Raw genomic sequence first — 14,025 nt, forward strand, 5'->3', positions numbered from 1 at the left:
GTTTTTCTGTATGGTGGTTTGCCTGAAGGATGTGAAATGTACGTTCTTTGGGTGGGAGCAGTGCTTTCACGACATCTCACAGTGTTTTGAGATTTTGGGATTGATTACAAAGGGGTAGGTTTGTTGCCTTCCCAACGCATGGTTGTTAGACAAATTGAAGTGATCGCTTTTGCGATCAAGTGATTTTGACCTGTAGACTGAGAGAACTCTTATGATCCGTTTTGTTGCATTGCTCGTTTCGCACACCGTAGTGCTGGCTGTTGGCTTTGCGCTTGGGGTCTATTTCCTGCCGATCCTGACAGCGCCGGATTCTCCTGAGACAGCCGTGCTGGAGCAGGAAGCTCAAAACGCGCAGTACACTGCGGAGTTCAGCCGCGACCAGCGCGGCAGTGACTTCCTGCATTGGGGTGAGGGCAAGGTGAGCGTTTCTCCAACCATGATTGTGCATCAGGCCGTCTTGCTCCGGGGCCTGATTACAAGGTTTACCTGGTTCATGAGTTCGTTGAGCACGAAGATGAGTTTCTGCCGGTCAAAGGCAACTCTGTTCTGATTGGTGATGTCAAAACCTTTGATGGTTTCCTGCTGGATGTGCCGGAGGGCGTTGATATTGAGAAGTACAACACCGTGCTGGTGTGGTGCGAAACCTTTGGCGAGTTCATCTCCGCAGCCAAGTACCGGTGATCAGAGGCCCGAAGTTTATGTGCCCGAGTGGCAGATAGTTCTTGCGTGGTTGGGTCAGAAGGGTAGAGGTAGAGGCTACCTCTCCATTTTCTTCAGGTAAGTGCTGCTGCTCATGACACCCACGCAAGATATTGTTGCCTCGCCGAATGATGTTCTGAAAAAAGTATTCGGCTATGACGCATTTCGCGGCAATCAGCAGGTTGTGATAGATAGCGTGATGGCTGGCGAGAGCTGCTGTGTTCTTATGCCGACAGGGGCGGGGAAGTCTCTGTGTTATCAGGTGCCTGCCTTGTGTCGTCGTGGGGTGGGCATTGTTGTTTCGCCGCTGATTGCGCTGATGCAGGACCAGATCGCGACACTGCGCGAGCTTGGCGTGCGGGCGACATCCATCAACTCCGCTCTTTCCTATGATGAAGTTCAGGCTGCCTATCGTGATTTGCGGGCTGGGGAGCTGGATCTGCTCTATGTCGCTCCAGAACGTCTGGTGCGGCCTGAGTTTGTTGGTTTGCTGGAAGAGCTGAACCAGCGGGGCTTGATTGCTCTGCTGGCGATTGATGAGGCGCACTGCATCAGCCAGTGGGGCCATGACTTCCGCCCTGAATATCGCGAGCTGACCAATGTGCGGGCAAAACTCGAAGGTGTGCCTTGCTTGGCGGTGACGGCGACGGCGGATGAGCCGACGCGGAAGGACATTCAGGAACGGCTCAATCTGCCGCGTTTGATCTCCTCAGGATTTGACCGCCCTAACATCACCTACACCGTGGGCATCAAGCATAACCCGAAGCAGCAGTTGCGTCGGTTCCTCAAAGAGCGTCCTGCAGGTGAGAGTGGCATCATCTACTGCCTGTCGCGCAAGAAGGTGGAGGAGACGGCTGCCTGGCTGGTGGAAGAAGGGTTTGATGCTCTGCCTTATCATGCAGGGTTCGATAACTCAGTACGTGAGGCCAATCAGGATCGCTTCATCAAGGAAGAAGGCCTGATTATGGTGGCGACTGTTGCGTTTGGTATGGGCATTGATAAGCCCAACGTGCGGTTTGTGGCGCATCTGGATTTGCCGAAGAACATTGAGGCTTACTATCAGGAAACAGGCCGCGCTGGGCGCGATGGTCTGCCGTCTGAAGCCTGGATGATCTATGGCATGCAGGATGTGGTTCTGCTGAACCAGATGATTGACCGCAGCGAGGCGCCTGAGAACCAGAAGCAGATTGAGCGGCAAAAGCTGCGCTCTTTCCTCGCTTACTGTGAAACGGCGACCTGCCGGCGTTCTGTTCTGCTGCGCTACTTCGGGGATGAGTGCGAGCCTTGTGGCAACTGTGATACCTGCCTCAACCCGCCGAAGACTATGGATGGCACCATCGCCGCGCAAAAGCTGCTCTCCTGCATTTTGCGCACCGGGCAAAGCTTTGGTGCGAACTATGTGATTGATGTTTTGCTGGGCAATGCCAATGAGCGGATTATCTCCCGTGGACATGACCAGCTGTCGACCTTTGATATCGGCGGTGAGTTCACCAAGATCCAATGGAATGCGATTACTCGTCAGCTGTTGGCCGCAGGCTTATCTTTGCGGACCATGATGCCCATGGGGCGTTGAAGATGACGGCGATGGGCATGGCGTTTTTGAAAGAGCGCCAGACTATTGAGCTGAAGGTGGATCAGCTTGCCAACTCAGCCAAGATCGAGCGGGGTGCGAAAGCACCGGCAAAGGCTCAGATTGAAGACATTGCGGATCAGGAGCTGTTTGAGAAACTTCGTGCGCGGCGGATGGAGCTGGCGCGGGAGCGGAATGTTCCGCCTTATGTGATCTTCAACGATAAGACTCTGATCGAGATGGCGGTAGAACGTCCGCAGCGACTTGAAGAGATGCTGGAGATTTCAGGTGTCGGCGAGTCCAAACTGGAACGCTTCGGCCCGGCCTTTCTGGAGATCATTCGAGATTAAAAATCAGCCCTTACTAACCTGATTGTTAGTAGGGGCTGATTTGTATGAGTTGTTGAGTTTCTGGTGTTTTCTGGAAGCTATGAAATGATTTATTGGGAGGAATAGATTGATGTGGCGTTTAGTGTTCTTCATCAGTTTCATTGGGACTATGCTGGTTACCAACTCTGCTCAAGCGGCAAGTACTCTCGAGCAAATCGAAGAGGGTACAGCTCATTGGCATTGTTCTGCTTTGGCAAAGATAGTCGCGAATGATGAGCATGAGGTTCATTTTCAAAGAGGCTATGCAGTGCTTCATACAACTCTAGGCGAGCTACGGCGTAGTCCTGAGACTGTTGGCGAAGAATTAAGCTACTATCTTGCAGAGTATCTTGATGCACCAAGTTTAGAATTTGCTCTCGGAATGATATGGGAAAGTTTTACTGATAAAGCTCGCAGGATCGTTGATGGGGAGGGGTGGGTTATGCTGTCCCCGGATCAGCGTAAGAAAATTGCAGCTGATGCATATAGAGTAAATTTTTGCCAATCCTTGATTGATTAGCCAGAAACTCAGGCCTGTTTTTTTGTGCATGCTGAGTTTCTGGTGTTTTCTGGGATCAAAAGATCAGTGAGTAGAGCACGCCTGCGCTCACTGCCATGCCGAGGATGACGACGAGGAATGCGGCGATCATCTGGTTTTTGAAGAGGGACTTGAGCAGGATCACCTCTGTCAGGCTGGCGCCTGCGCTGCCGATGATGAGGGCCATGATGGCGCCCAGTCCCATACCTTTGCCAGCCAGTGCTGCGGTGAGCGGGATGACGGCTTCTGCGCGGATGTAGAGTGGGATGCCGATGACGGCGGCGACCGGAATGGCGAAGACGTTATCTTTTCCTGCCCATGAGGACACCAAGTCTGTTGGCATGAAGCCGTAAATGACGGAGCCAATGGCGATGCCGCCGATGAGGTATGGCAGGACTTTCTTGAAGTCGGTCCATGTTGAGTTCCAAACTCTTGCCCACTTGCTCTGTACTGGCGCGCTGCCTCCGCAGCTGCTGCCGCATGAGGAGGTGGATGGGGCCGCGTAGGCTTCTTCTTTCACGAACTTTTCAAAGCCAAGCTTTTCCAGCGTGTAGCCCGCAATGATGGAAACTGCCAATGCGATGGTGAAGTAGAATACTGTTACCTGAATGCCGAAGGTGATGGCGAACAGGCCGATGATGACCGGGTTCAGCAGTGGGCTGGCGAACAGGAAGACCATCATGGTGCCAAAGCCAGCGCGGGCGCGGAGCAGGCCTTTCAAGAACGGAATGGTGGAGCAGGAGCAGAACGGGGTGATGACACCGAGTGCTGCTGCTGTGACATAGCCTTTGCCGTTTTGACTGCTGAGGATCTTCTGCACGCGGCTTGGTGGAATGTACTCCTGCAAGATGCCAACGAAGTAGCTGATTGCCAGAAAGAGGATGGTTAGTTCCACAGCAAGGAATGCAAACATCTCCAGGCTGCTTATGAGCATTTCCGAGGACAGTGACATGGGTGTGATCCTTATTACTATATTTCCGGATTTATCGAAATAATAGAATGAAAGCTTTTCATGTCAAGATATTTCTAGTAATATCGAAATATAAGAAATGCTGGTGAGCGAGATGGATATCGAAAAAACGGCTAAGGCTCTGAAAGAGTTGGGACATGTGACGCGGTTAACAATTTACAAGCGTCTTGTGAAAGCTGGCTATAAAGGCCTTGCCGTGGGCACTTTGCAGGAAGAACTGGAAATTCCGGGCTCAACACTGTCGCACCATTTGTCTGGTTTGGCGTCTGCCGGATTGATCAAGCAGCGCCGTGAAGGGCGTGTGCTTTATTGCGTGGCGCAGTATGAGCAGCTGGATCAGGTGCTGCAAACGTTGCGCGAAGAGTGCTGTATCGACGACAAGTTCTCGGCGGATGAGGGGGACTTCAAGGTGCTGAACCGGGACTGACCCAAGGCAATGGCTTAGTTGAGTTTCTCTGACTTGAAGGCACCGGGTGAGCCGCTAAACTATCTGCATTTCAAGATTGCAGGTATTTGAAGTGGTTGATCATATTGCGTTTGTGCAGGCTGTAGCGGGTAGCTCCAGCTTGCAGGAGGCCGCGAAAAAAGCGGGCGAACTGTTCTCCAAATTTCCCGGTTACAAGCTTTTTACGCTGACGGTGACGCATCCCGACGGAAGCCATGTGGTGCGGCTGTATTCCAGTGCAGAGAACTCCTATGGGACATCCGGTACCAAGCCAATTGAAAAAGAAGGTGGCTGGTATGAACGGGTGCTGGTGCAGCAAAAGCCGTTTCTGGGATACACCATCGATGATGTGAAGGATTACTTTCCCGATCACGAGAAGATCGCAGCCATGGGGCTTGGTGCTACGCTGAATCTGCCTGTGGTGGTGCTGGGTGAGGTGATCGGTACGGTGAACCTGCTGGATGCGGATCACGCTTACACCGAAGCTGATGCTGAGAAGAGTTTTGCTCTGTCGCAGGCATTGGCACCGCTCTTCATGAAAGCGCGGGAAGAGCTGGCTGCTGTTTGATTAAACAGTGCGAACATAATAACTCTCAGTACTATCATCATCGCAATTGTCGGAGTTTTCTTATAAACGCGCGAGATGTCATCTGATTGGGAACGTTTATGTTAGCTCGACACATTTTTGCGATACTTGTCTTATTCGCCTTTAGCTCAGGTTCAGTTGCTGAAGATTTGAATCAGCTTTTTGAAGCTAGTGTTCGCTTGAAGCAATCGCATGTTGAGAGATTTATGAAGCGGTGTACTCTTCGTGATCGTTCTCAAGAGGCCTGTATTGCTGAGCTAAAGGCAATACATCCCAGAGAAATCAAAGCGCTCGCAAAAATCTATGAGGCGATGATCTCTTATGATGGACAAGAGCTTAGTAGTGCTGTTGCTGGGTGTTATGATCCGAGGCATGACTATCAGGATTTAGTGAGTTGTTGGGAGCGGTTGGCTGCAAAAGTTGAGCGGGGGGATGCAATTAAAACGTGGTCTAGTGACATTCAAAGAGAACTTTACGTTCCGACTGCGCAAGAAATCATCCCAAACTTGAACCCAGTTGAAAAACAATGCTTTCTTTTGTGTTTGCGGGGCCACGTTCAGCTTAACTATCAGAAAACGGCACAACACAATCTTAGGGGAAGTGACAAAGACCTTTTGTGGGCTCTGAAAGTGAATGCTTTTGAAAGTGCTCAGATGTCAAAAATTGCAGCAGCAGCAAATTGGCATGCTATGGCGAAGTTTTATGAGACCGAAGCTGAGATAGTATCCAAGCACATTCGTGGGGAAACTTCAGGGTCTGAGTTAGCTAAGCAGCTAAACTCTAATGCGGCGGTGCTTAGTAATATCCTGCGCCCTCTCCAAAACTTAAAGAAAGACTGTCGTCCTGCTTTTGAAAAGCTGCAGCGTCAATGCAAAGGTGCAGCCTCGATCATAATTGGACAGTCTAAGAGTAAGGCTAGCGATTAAGCTACTTAAATGCATTTTTGATCTGTGCGTCATGATTTGATGAAAACAGATGACGCCTAAGTTTATATGTGAATTCGCCTGTTTTCGCTTAGCGGGCTTTTACCTTAAGGCTGGAAACCTTCCATTTTCGCTGAGTTTCTCCTCGTCCGTTTCTCTCAGGGTAACCATGAATGGGGCATGAAAGATGCTCCATCCTGCCGGTGTTGTTGCGCTGGTGTCATGAAACCCCTGAGAGACGAGCGGACTTGGCTATGGCTTCTGGTGGCGAACATGAGCAGTTTGCTGGGCATCTTCCGATCTTTATCACTGCACCGGGCAGCACAGATGTTTTGATGGTGGTGACCATCTTCATCGCCATTGGCGCCGTGTTGCTGGCGGGTGTCTTTTACTTTTCCCTTCATGCTTTGCCGGAGAAGATGGCGCATAAGTACGGGCGATCGCACATGCAGATCGTGGCCATACTGGCTGTGCTCGCGCTGTTCACGCACAACAACTATTTCTGGATTGCTGCGCTGCTGCTGGCTGCGATCAACCTGCCGGATTACGAGACACCGCTGAACACCATCGCTCAGTCTTTGCGCAAGACGATAAAGGGGAAGAAACAGGATGATTGAGTTTCTTCTTTGCTCGCTTGTGACGATCCTGCCGGACTATCTGTTTCGTCGTTATCGGCAGGGCAAGCGGATTGGGCATGAGATTACGTTTTTCACGGTCTGGTATGAGCTGCGCTGGGGGATTACCGGTGCGCTGATGCTGACTATCGCTTTGATCACGCTGGTTTTCTTTTATCACCCAACCACATCCAACGTACTGTCGCTGTACCGTACCGTTTCCATTCTTCCGGAAACTGCCGGGCGGGTTGATCTGGTGATGGTGGAGAACAATCAGCACGTGAAAGCTGGGCAGCTGCTGTTTACGTTGGATTCTTCCACGGAGAAGGCGCAGGTGGATACGGCGCAGAGTGAAGTGGATGAGATTGATGCCGAGATTGCTTTGGCAAACTCTGAGCTGATCAGCGCAGAGGCCATGATCTCTCAGGCGCAGGGTGCCTATAATCAGGCTGTCAGCGAGTTGGAGCGGACGCTGGATCTGCAGCGGCGTAATTCTGATGTGGTGACGCAGAAAGAAATCGATACGCGTGAAAACCAGGTGGTGGTGCGTAAAGGGCAGCTGGATGCAGCTGTTGCCAACCGGGATATCGTGCAGACGAAGATTACCGTGAGCCTGCCAGCGCAGCGGACCAGTGCGATTGCCAGACTGCATCAGGCGGAGTCTGCCTATCACAAGAAGTTCGTGTATGCGGGCGTTGATGGCGTGGTGACTCAGTTCATTTTACAGCCGGGAGATATTGTCAGTCCTATTCTGCGCCCAGCTGGTATTCTTGTGCCAGATTCAACGGGGCGTGGGCGGTTTCAGGCTGGGTTTGGTCAGATTACGGCTTCTGTGATCAAAGTTGGGATGGCGGCGGAGATCACCTGTGCGTCGCGGCCCTTTGAGGTCATCCCCATGGTGGTGGTGGATACGCAGGACTTTATCTCTTCCGGTCAGTTCCGCCCGACAGACCAGCTCGTGGATGCACAGGATGTTGCGCGACCGGGAACGCTACTAGTGATCATGGAGCCGCTTTATGAGGATGATACGAAGGGTATCCCTCCGGGCAGCAAGTGTATTGCCAATGCCTATAGCAACTATGGTGAGCAGATTGCGGCGGGCGAGTTCGGCTTCTGGGGTGGGCTCTACTACCACATGGTGGATGCCACCTCGATCATGCATGCACTGATCTTACGCTTCCAGGCGCTTGCCTTCCCAGTGAAGGTGCTGGTGCTATCCGGTCACTGATTGGGTGAGGTGCGCTACTTTCTGGCGCCGACAAAGATGCCGGTGAGGACCATGCCGACGAGGCCGATGACAGTGGTTGCTGTGCTTCCTACGAGGAACTCCAGCACGCTGTCTGCCAGAATGAACGAGTTGCCGTAGACGTTTTTGAAGCCTGCGAGCACGAGGATGAGCGCGACAGTGCCGCAATAGACACACATGAACCAGTAGGCTTTGCCTGCGTAGGGTTTGATAAGGGCGTCCAGCTCGCGCTTGGTGGCGAGTTTGGATTTGAGCTCCATGAGCTCGTTCTGCAGCTGGGTGTTGTCGTCAGAAAGGGCCTGCCGGTCTTTCAGCAACTGCTCCATGCCGATCTTGGCTGGAGGGTCGACCTCTATGGGCAGCTTAAGGGCTGCAGCGTCGATATCATCAACGGTGAGAGGTTTGTCGAGCGTGTCGTCGAAAGTGTCGTTAGGCGGCATTGATCCGACCCGCTGTTTGTAGGGCCTGCTCCTGTTCTGCATTGGAGCGGCCTGCTAAGGCGAGTTTGATGTAGTATTGCCGAGTGCGTTCTGTATCGATTTCTGCGTTTCTCCCCTTTTCAAAATAGGCATAGGCCCATGGAGAATTCGCCTGATGGGTGAGATCTGACAGTTGCTGTGGTGTGTAGTTGCGGTATTTCTTCCAAACGTGATCGAGGATTTCTTCCTCATTACCGCTTATTTTTGAAGTGATGATCTGGCCTGTGATGGGGTCAACGATTTCGCTGTTTGGCCCCTTAAAGCCGCCTTCCTTCACAAAGTCCCATATCTGCCTGAAGACCGGGCCGTTGACCCATGCTTGCGGTGCTTCGCTGACCAGAGGCTCGCCGTTGATTGCGAGGTTCCATCCGTTCGCAATTGCCACCAGCTTTTGAATGTACATCTGGGAAGGGTAGGTAGGACTACCACGACGTCTTAAAAATTCATTGGCGATGGCACAAGGCGAATGTCTTGGCATTTTTTGCCCCTACAAATGCTGTTGGAACAAGCAGAAAATTGCTTAGAAAAACATATGATACGCTACGTTAAGAAAATAAATCTTCTTACTGATCTTGGCTAGTGAAATTTGGTTGTACCCCTGAAAACTAAGCGGTTACGTTGTGGTTATCTGTGCGTGTTGGCTGCATTTTACTGGCTATAAATCAGGGAATACGGCTTTTACCAAGGCGGATTGCACAGTGTTAGGTTTCCATTGATTTGCTGCGCCGTACCACCGCTTCCGCGGGAAAGCTGAGTTGTAAACGCTGTTTCGTTTCTCTTTGGCCCGATTGATTATGTAGCTAAATGGTTGCAGCAGGATATAGGCAATTCCTGCAAGAAACAGCATGATGGGCATAACGAAGGCGATTGCGATAGCTGCGATGGCGGTTAGAATTCCCACGATCATGTAGTAGCGCTCGGCGATGGTCGTGTTGGTTTTGTGGAAGTTCCTGAACTGGAAGACTTTGCGTTCATACCAATAGAAGAGTGAGAGCGGTCCGTACATTTGGTGTCCTGCAGTGTGGGGCAGTGGAGGGTGTGTGGTTGAAGCCTATATCTGCGTTGGTACTTGGCCAAGAAAAAAGCCCGGGGCGGGTGCCTCGGGCTTTCTTTGAAGTGTACGCCTGATAGCGGCTGCGATTACTCGCGGTTGCCGAACAGGGACAGAAGCATGATGAACAGGTTGATGAAGTCCAGGTACAGACGCAGCGCGCCCATAATGGCTTTCTTGCCTGCTACTTCGCTGTCATCAACAGCAGCATACATTTCCTTGATCTGCTGAGTGTCGTAAGCGGTGAGGCCTGCGAACACCAGAACGCCAACCACAGAGATTGCGAACTGCAGGGCAGAAGAAGCAAGGAACAGGTTGACCAGAGACGCGATGATGATGCCGATCAGGCCCATGAACAAGAAGGAGCCCCATGCGGAGAGGTCTTTCTTGGTGGTGTAGCCGAACAGGCTCAGCGCGCCAAAGGAAGCTGCGGTGATGAAGAATACACGAGCAATGGAGTTACCAGTGTAGACGAGGAAGATCGACGACAAGGACAGACCCATCGCGCCAGCAAAGAGCCAGAATGCAAGCTGTGCACCTGATGCGCTCATCTTATGGATACGTGCGCTCAGGAAGAACACGAAGCCAAGAGGAGCAAGCATTACTACCCAGCGCAAAGGGCTGGTGAACAGCAATACACCGAATTCTGTCAGTGCTCCGTTAGAAACAGCCATCTGGAAGGCTGCATAAGCTACAACGCCGGTAATTGCGATACCGATCGCCATGTAGTTGTAAACGCGAAGCATGTAGGCGCGCAGACCAGCGTCAAATGCGGCTGCATTGGCATGAGAGCCAGCCATTCCATACCGCGTAGAATTATTGCGGTCGAAGGTCGCCATGTGGATCCTCTCTCTTGTTAAACACATATTCGCTGTTGGACGCACCAAACAGCACGGGTGACTGACCCGAGTTACATATCAGCAAATATGGTAGGAAAAAGGGCGTAAGACAAGGGTGCACCCTACTGATTTTTGTAGAATTGGCCCTCACGACAAGGTCTTTTGGTATAAACTTGGTAAAACCGGACCCTATTATTAACCGATTGTAATGTTGCAGGTGCTGCAAGACCTTAGCCGGAAAATAGAAGAGTTGGTCTGTTAATAAATAATTCTGAGAGATGTGGACTGCATCTGCGTCGATCAACGTTTTTTTACTTGATGCAGTCCACGGAGTTTTACAGATTTCGTAAAACGGGTGCAGGTTTTTCTCCCAACACCCTCCAGGTGCCCAGCAGACCGAAGCCAACTGTGAAGATGAGAGCACCGATGATCGCCGCAATTGCGGTGATCGGCAGTAGGGTGAAGGTACCTTCCATCACACCGGTGATGATGAAGTAAGCGGCCAGAGAACCCGCAAACAGGGCGAAAATGGCGGTGGTTCCACCAAGGATCAGATATTCGAGAATATATGCCTTGATGAGACGACCACGTGTGGCGCCCAGTGTTTTCAGGATAACAGCATCATAGATGCGGCTCTGGTGTCCTGCGGCCAATGCACCTGCCAGCACGAGCACACTTGCGAGCAGTGTGATGGAGGATGCTCCACGGATAGCCCACGCCAACTGGCCGACAAGCTCATTCACCTGTGCGATGGCGTCTTTCACCCGGATCGAGGTGATGGTTGGGAAGGCCTGTGTGACTTCCTTCAGCAGGTCCAGCTCCTGTTGCAAGGTGGCTTCGCCCGGCCAGCCGACGGTTGCCAGATGGGTGTGCGGTGCGCCTGCAAAGGTGTTGGGCGAGAAGATCATCACGAAGTTGATGGACATGCTTTCCCAGTCCACCGTGCGGAAGTTGGCGATCTTCGCTGTGATCTGGCGTCCGAGGACGTTCACAGTGACCGTATCACCGACCTTCAGGCCCAGTTCGCGGGCATTGTCATCAGAGAAGGAAACCAGCGGTTCACCGGTGTAATCCTTCGGCCACCATTCGCCAGCCGTGATGACTGAGTTTTCTGGCAGTGTCTCGGAGTAGGTGATGCCGCGGTCGCCGCGCAGGATCCATTCTGCTTCAGGTGGAGCCGGATAGTCCGCAGCGGGAATGCCCTTCAGCGAGACGATATGGCCACGGAGCATTGGGACAGCGTTGAACTCTGTGCCAGCTGCCTTTTCCGCAATCAGAGACTGGAAGGCGTCTTTTTCGTGGTTTTGAATGTCTACGAAGAAGAAGCTCGGTGCCTGTTCCTGTGCAGCCTGATTGAGTTCGCGGCGCAGGTTGCCATCAATGAGGGCAAGTGCAACGAGCAGAGACAGACCAAGGCCGAGAGAGAGCACGACGGAAGGTGTCAAAGCGCCGGGGCGATAGATGTTGGTGATTGCCAGGCGCAGCTCGGTTGAGCGGACTGTTGGTACCTTGCGAGCTGCTGCATGATGAGGCGGGCGACCACCAGCAACAACAGATAGGTGCCTGTACATGCACCGATGAAGATGAGGGCGATGGTTTTGTCGTAGGCCATGACGAGGGCAAGGCCTGCCAGCAGAACCAGCGTGACCGCAGCACCTGCGATGTAGAGCGGCTTTGGATAGCGGCTACGGGTGCTCACTTCGTCGCGGAACAGAACTGTTGGTGCGATGTCGTGGGCTCTGCCAAGTGGCCAGAGCGCGAAGGCGAGGGCCGTCAGGTAACCGTATGCCATGCCAAGCAGCAGTTGGAGCGGGTAGACTGCTTGCACTGCATTGATAGGCAGGATGGATTGTAAGGCTGCCATGGCGACGAGTGGGATTAGGCTCCCAACGCCATTCCAACCACAATGCCGATGGTTGCGAGGACCATCATCTGAATGAGGTAAACCTTGAAGACAAATCCGCCCGAGGCGCCAAGGCATTTGAAGCTGGCGATGACTTCACGGCGGGTATCCATGTAGCTGCGTACAGCATTCGCCACGCCAACACCGCCAACCACAAGGGAGGTGATGCCGATGAGCGTTAGGAACTGAGCGAAGCGTTGGATGTTTCGCTGCAGGCTTGGAGCTGCTTCCAGTTTGGAGCGGATGCGCCAGCCTGCATCTGGGAACAGAGTGTTTGTCTGATCAATGGCTTGCTGCAACTGTGCTTCTGGCACGTTGTAGCCCATACGGACGCGGTAGATATAACGGATCAATGAGCCGGGCTGGACCAGGCCGGTTTCCTGCAAAGCTTCCTGTGAGATAAGGAGGCGCGGACCAACCGTCATGCCGGAAGAGAGTTTGTCCGGTTCCAGCTCAATGGTATCGGCGATGCGGAAGTTGGTTTTGCCGACGGAAATTTCGTCGCCAACTTCAAGACCAAGGCGTGCAAGGAGGGCGACTTCTGCCACTGCGTTGCGCAGGCCCTCCGTTCTGCCATTGATGGTTTCTTGCAGTTCTTTGCCGGAGGTGAGCTCAAAATTGCCGATAAGCGGGTAAGGATCATCAACCGCTTTCAGTTCCACAAGCGTCTGGTTGCCCGCTGAATCCGTGCGAGCCATGGCGCGTAGGCTGGAGATCTGGGAGGTGGCGCCCAGTCTGTTCAGGTAAGCCAACTGATCTGGTGTGGCTTCGCGGTGGATTAGAGAGAATGAAAGGTCGCCGCCCAGAATGGCCTGACCTTCTGCGGAGATGCCTTCCGTCAGCGCACGGGAGAAGGAGGCAACGCCAGCGATAGCGGCCACGCCCAGTGCGATACAAGCGATGAAGACGTAGAACCCTTTGAGGCCACCCCGCATTTCGCGCAGGGCGAAGCGGGCTGCGAGGCCAAAGCCGGGTTGATAGCCGTTGGAGGTGGTTTGGCTCATCGCGCACGTACCTCACGTACGGCTGGTGTTTCTTCATCGATGGTGCCGGAATGCACGCGGATCTTACGTTGACAGCGGTCTGCCAGAGATGGATCGTGGGTGACAAGGACCAGAGTGGTGTTCTTGCGCTCCTGCGCGTTGAACATCAGTTCGATGATCTGTTCACCTGTTGTTTCGTCCAGGTTGCCGGTCGGTTCGTCGGCGATGAGGATTTCCGGGTCGGTGACGAGAGCGCGGGCAACGGCGACGCGCTGCTGTTCACCACCGGAGAGCTGGGTTGGGTAATGGTTGAGGCGGTGACCAAGGCCAACAGCTTCAAGCTCTTCTTTCGCACGCTCAAAGGCTTTTGGATCGCCGGAAAGCTCAAGTGGAACAGCAACATTTTCAAGAGCGGTCATGTTTGGGACCAGGTGGAAGGACTGGAAGATGATGCCAACGTTCTGGCCGCGGAAGCGGGCGAGCTCGTCTTCGTTCATGGCGCCCAGCTCTTGTCCGGCGGCCTTTACGGTGCCTTTGTCAGCCCGTTCGAGGCCTGCCATGACCATAAGCAGGTAGATTTACCTGAGCCGGATGGGCCGACGAGGCCAACGCTTTCGCCGGTGTTGATAGAAAGATCAATGCCTTTAAGAATATGGGTGCGGCCTGCGCCGTGGCCCAGGCTAAGATGAACGCCGTTTAAGTCTAGTGCCGGATTACCTGTCATTCTTCCACCTTGATGTGCAGGCGATGCAAATCCCTGAATTACATCTTATAATAAATTGCTTGGCTGCTCTTGTCGCAGCCGCACTTG

Annotated in this window: 13 protein-coding genes and 3 pseudogenes; 9 read left to right on the top strand and 7 right to left on the bottom strand. The window is 52.9% G+C overall.

Annotation, left to right across the window (positions count from 1 at the left end; all coding sequences use genetic code 11):
• Positions 1-211: 211 nt before the first annotated feature.
• The 4 genes and pseudogenes from JCM12308_RS24805 to JCM12308_RS24815 all read left to right on the top strand — a co-directional run bounded on the left by JCM12308_RS24805 (position 212) and on the right by JCM12308_RS24815 (position 3,157).
• The gene (locus tag JCM12308_RS24805) at positions 212-550 is read left to right on the top strand and encodes a hypothetical protein (RefSeq protein ID WP_244272023.1); all 339 of its coding nucleotides are present in this window, start codon (positions 212-214) and stop codon (positions 548-550) included.
• Entirely contained in the window at positions 523-681 is a 159-nt protein-coding gene (locus JCM12308_RS31935; protein ID WP_244272024.1) for a DM13 domain-containing protein, read from the top strand. Before JCM12308_RS24805 ends, JCM12308_RS31935 begins: the two co-directional genes overlap by 28 nt.
• Before the next feature lie 100 nt (positions 682-781).
• A pseudogene (recQ, locus tag JCM12308_RS24810) lies at positions 782-2,619 on the top strand (DNA helicase RecQ).
• Positions 2,620-2,725: 106 nt separating this feature from the next.
• Positions 2,726-3,157, top strand: coding sequence for a hypothetical protein (locus JCM12308_RS24815; RefSeq protein ID WP_128647484.1), 432 nt, complete (start codon positions 2,726-2,728; stop codon positions 3,155-3,157).
• A 55-nt stretch (positions 3,158-3,212) separates the two neighbouring features.
• Here the strand turns inward: JCM12308_RS24815 and JCM12308_RS24820 are convergent, their stop codons facing one another.
• A complete protein-coding gene (locus tag JCM12308_RS24820; RefSeq protein ID WP_054785425.1) occupies positions 3,213-4,127 on the bottom strand; it encodes a permease in 915 nt (304 codons plus the stop codon).
• 112 nt (positions 4,128-4,239) lie between these two features.
• Between JCM12308_RS24820 and JCM12308_RS24825 the strand changes: the two genes are divergently transcribed.
• The 5 genes from JCM12308_RS24825 (at position 4,240) to JCM12308_RS24845 (ending at position 7,941) form a co-directional block, all read left to right on the top strand.
• On the top strand, positions 4,240-4,572 hold the full coding sequence (locus JCM12308_RS24825; protein WP_054785454.1) for an ArsR/SmtB family transcription factor: 333 nt from the start codon (positions 4,240-4,242) through the stop codon (positions 4,570-4,572).
• Between the two features lie 91 nt (positions 4,573-4,663).
• Positions 4,664-5,158: a GAF domain-containing protein gene (locus JCM12308_RS24830; protein ID WP_208608871.1), complete on the top strand. Its 495-nt coding sequence runs from the start codon at positions 4,664-4,666 to the stop codon at positions 5,156-5,158.
• A gap of 98 nt (positions 5,159-5,256) precedes the next feature.
• Complete coding sequence (locus JCM12308_RS24835) at positions 5,257-6,102, top strand: hypothetical protein (RefSeq protein WP_054785427.1); 846 nt, start codon at positions 5,257-5,259, stop codon at positions 6,100-6,102.
• A gap of 170 nt (positions 6,103-6,272) precedes the next feature.
• Positions 6,273-6,716: a hypothetical protein gene (locus JCM12308_RS24840; protein ID WP_208608870.1), complete on the top strand. Its 444-nt coding sequence runs from the start codon at positions 6,273-6,275 to the stop codon at positions 6,714-6,716.
• A complete protein-coding gene (locus JCM12308_RS24845) occupies positions 6,709-7,941 on the top strand; it encodes an HlyD family secretion protein (protein WP_054785428.1) in 1,233 nt (410 codons plus the stop codon). The genes JCM12308_RS24840 and JCM12308_RS24845 overlap by 8 nt, the downstream gene beginning before the upstream one ends.
• A gap of 14 nt (positions 7,942-7,955) precedes the next feature.
• Here JCM12308_RS24845 and JCM12308_RS24850 read toward each other — a convergent pair whose 3' ends face one another.
• The 6 genes and pseudogenes from JCM12308_RS24850 to JCM12308_RS24875 all read right to left on the bottom strand — a co-directional run bounded on the left by JCM12308_RS24850 (position 7,956) and on the right by JCM12308_RS24875 (position 13,938).
• Complete coding sequence (locus JCM12308_RS24850; RefSeq protein ID WP_008550420.1) at positions 7,956-8,399, bottom strand: hypothetical protein; 444 nt, start codon at positions 8,397-8,399, stop codon at positions 7,956-7,958.
• A complete protein-coding gene (locus tag JCM12308_RS24855) occupies positions 8,389-8,916 on the bottom strand; it encodes a Panacea domain-containing protein (RefSeq protein WP_128647485.1) in 528 nt (175 codons plus the stop codon). The genes JCM12308_RS24850 and JCM12308_RS24855 overlap by 11 nt, the downstream gene beginning before the upstream one ends.
• A gap of 177 nt (positions 8,917-9,093) precedes the next feature.
• Positions 9,094-9,444, bottom strand: coding sequence for a hypothetical protein (locus JCM12308_RS24860; RefSeq protein WP_054785429.1), 351 nt, complete (start codon positions 9,442-9,444; stop codon positions 9,094-9,096).
• A gap of 134 nt (positions 9,445-9,578) precedes the next feature.
• Positions 9,579-10,328, bottom strand: a complete 750-nt coding sequence (locus JCM12308_RS24865; protein ID WP_008550595.1) for a Bax inhibitor-1/YccA family protein — start codon at positions 10,326-10,328, stop codon at positions 9,579-9,581.
• A 335-nt stretch (positions 10,329-10,663) separates the two neighbouring features.
• A pseudogene (locus JCM12308_RS24870) lies at positions 10,664-13,235 on the bottom strand (ABC transporter permease).
• Positions 13,232-13,938, bottom strand: a pseudogene (locus JCM12308_RS24875) (ABC transporter ATP-binding protein). The pseudogenes JCM12308_RS24870 and JCM12308_RS24875 overlap by 4 nt, the downstream one beginning before the upstream one ends.
• Positions 13,939-14,025: the final 87 nt, after the last annotated feature.

Origin of the sequence: Pseudovibrio denitrificans JCM 12308 (genome assembly GCF_001310815.1) — a bacterium.
Classification (GTDB): Bacteria; Pseudomonadota; Alphaproteobacteria; order Rhizobiales; family Stappiaceae; genus Pseudovibrio; species Pseudovibrio denitrificans.

Excerpts from the sequence above, each read along its gene's own strand:
- JCM12308_RS24850 (WP_008550420.1), bottom strand. The coding sequence starts at position 8,399 with ATGCCGCCTAACGACACTTTCGACGACACGCTCGACAAACCTCTCACC.
- JCM12308_RS24860 (WP_054785429.1), bottom strand. The coding sequence starts at position 9,444 with ATGTACGGACCGCTCTCACTCTTCTATTGGTATGAACGCAAAGTCTTC.
- JCM12308_RS24845 (WP_054785428.1), top strand. The coding sequence starts at position 6,709 with ATGATTGAGTTTCTTCTTTGCTCGCTTGTGACGATCCTGCCGGACTAT.
- JCM12308_RS24840 (WP_208608870.1), top strand. The coding sequence starts at position 6,273 with ATGGGGCATGAAAGATGCTCCATCCTGCCGGTGTTGTTGCGCTGGTGT.
- JCM12308_RS24865 (WP_008550595.1), bottom strand. The coding sequence starts at position 10,328 with ATGGCGACCTTCGACCGCAATAATTCTACGCGGTATGGAATGGCTGGC.
- JCM12308_RS24835 (WP_054785427.1), top strand. The coding sequence starts at position 5,257 with ATGTTAGCTCGACACATTTTTGCGATACTTGTCTTATTCGCCTTTAGC.
- JCM12308_RS24820 (WP_054785425.1), bottom strand. The coding sequence starts at position 4,127 with ATGTCACTGTCCTCGGAAATGCTCATAAGCAGCCTGGAGATGTTTGCA.
- JCM12308_RS24805 (WP_244272023.1), top strand. The coding sequence starts at position 212 with ATGATCCGTTTTGTTGCATTGCTCGTTTCGCACACCGTAGTGCTGGCT.
- JCM12308_RS24855 (WP_128647485.1), bottom strand. The coding sequence starts at position 8,916 with ATGCCAAGACATTCGCCTTGTGCCATCGCCAATGAATTTTTAAGACGT.
- JCM12308_RS24825 (WP_054785454.1), top strand. The coding sequence starts at position 4,240 with ATGGATATCGAAAAAACGGCTAAGGCTCTGAAAGAGTTGGGACATGTG.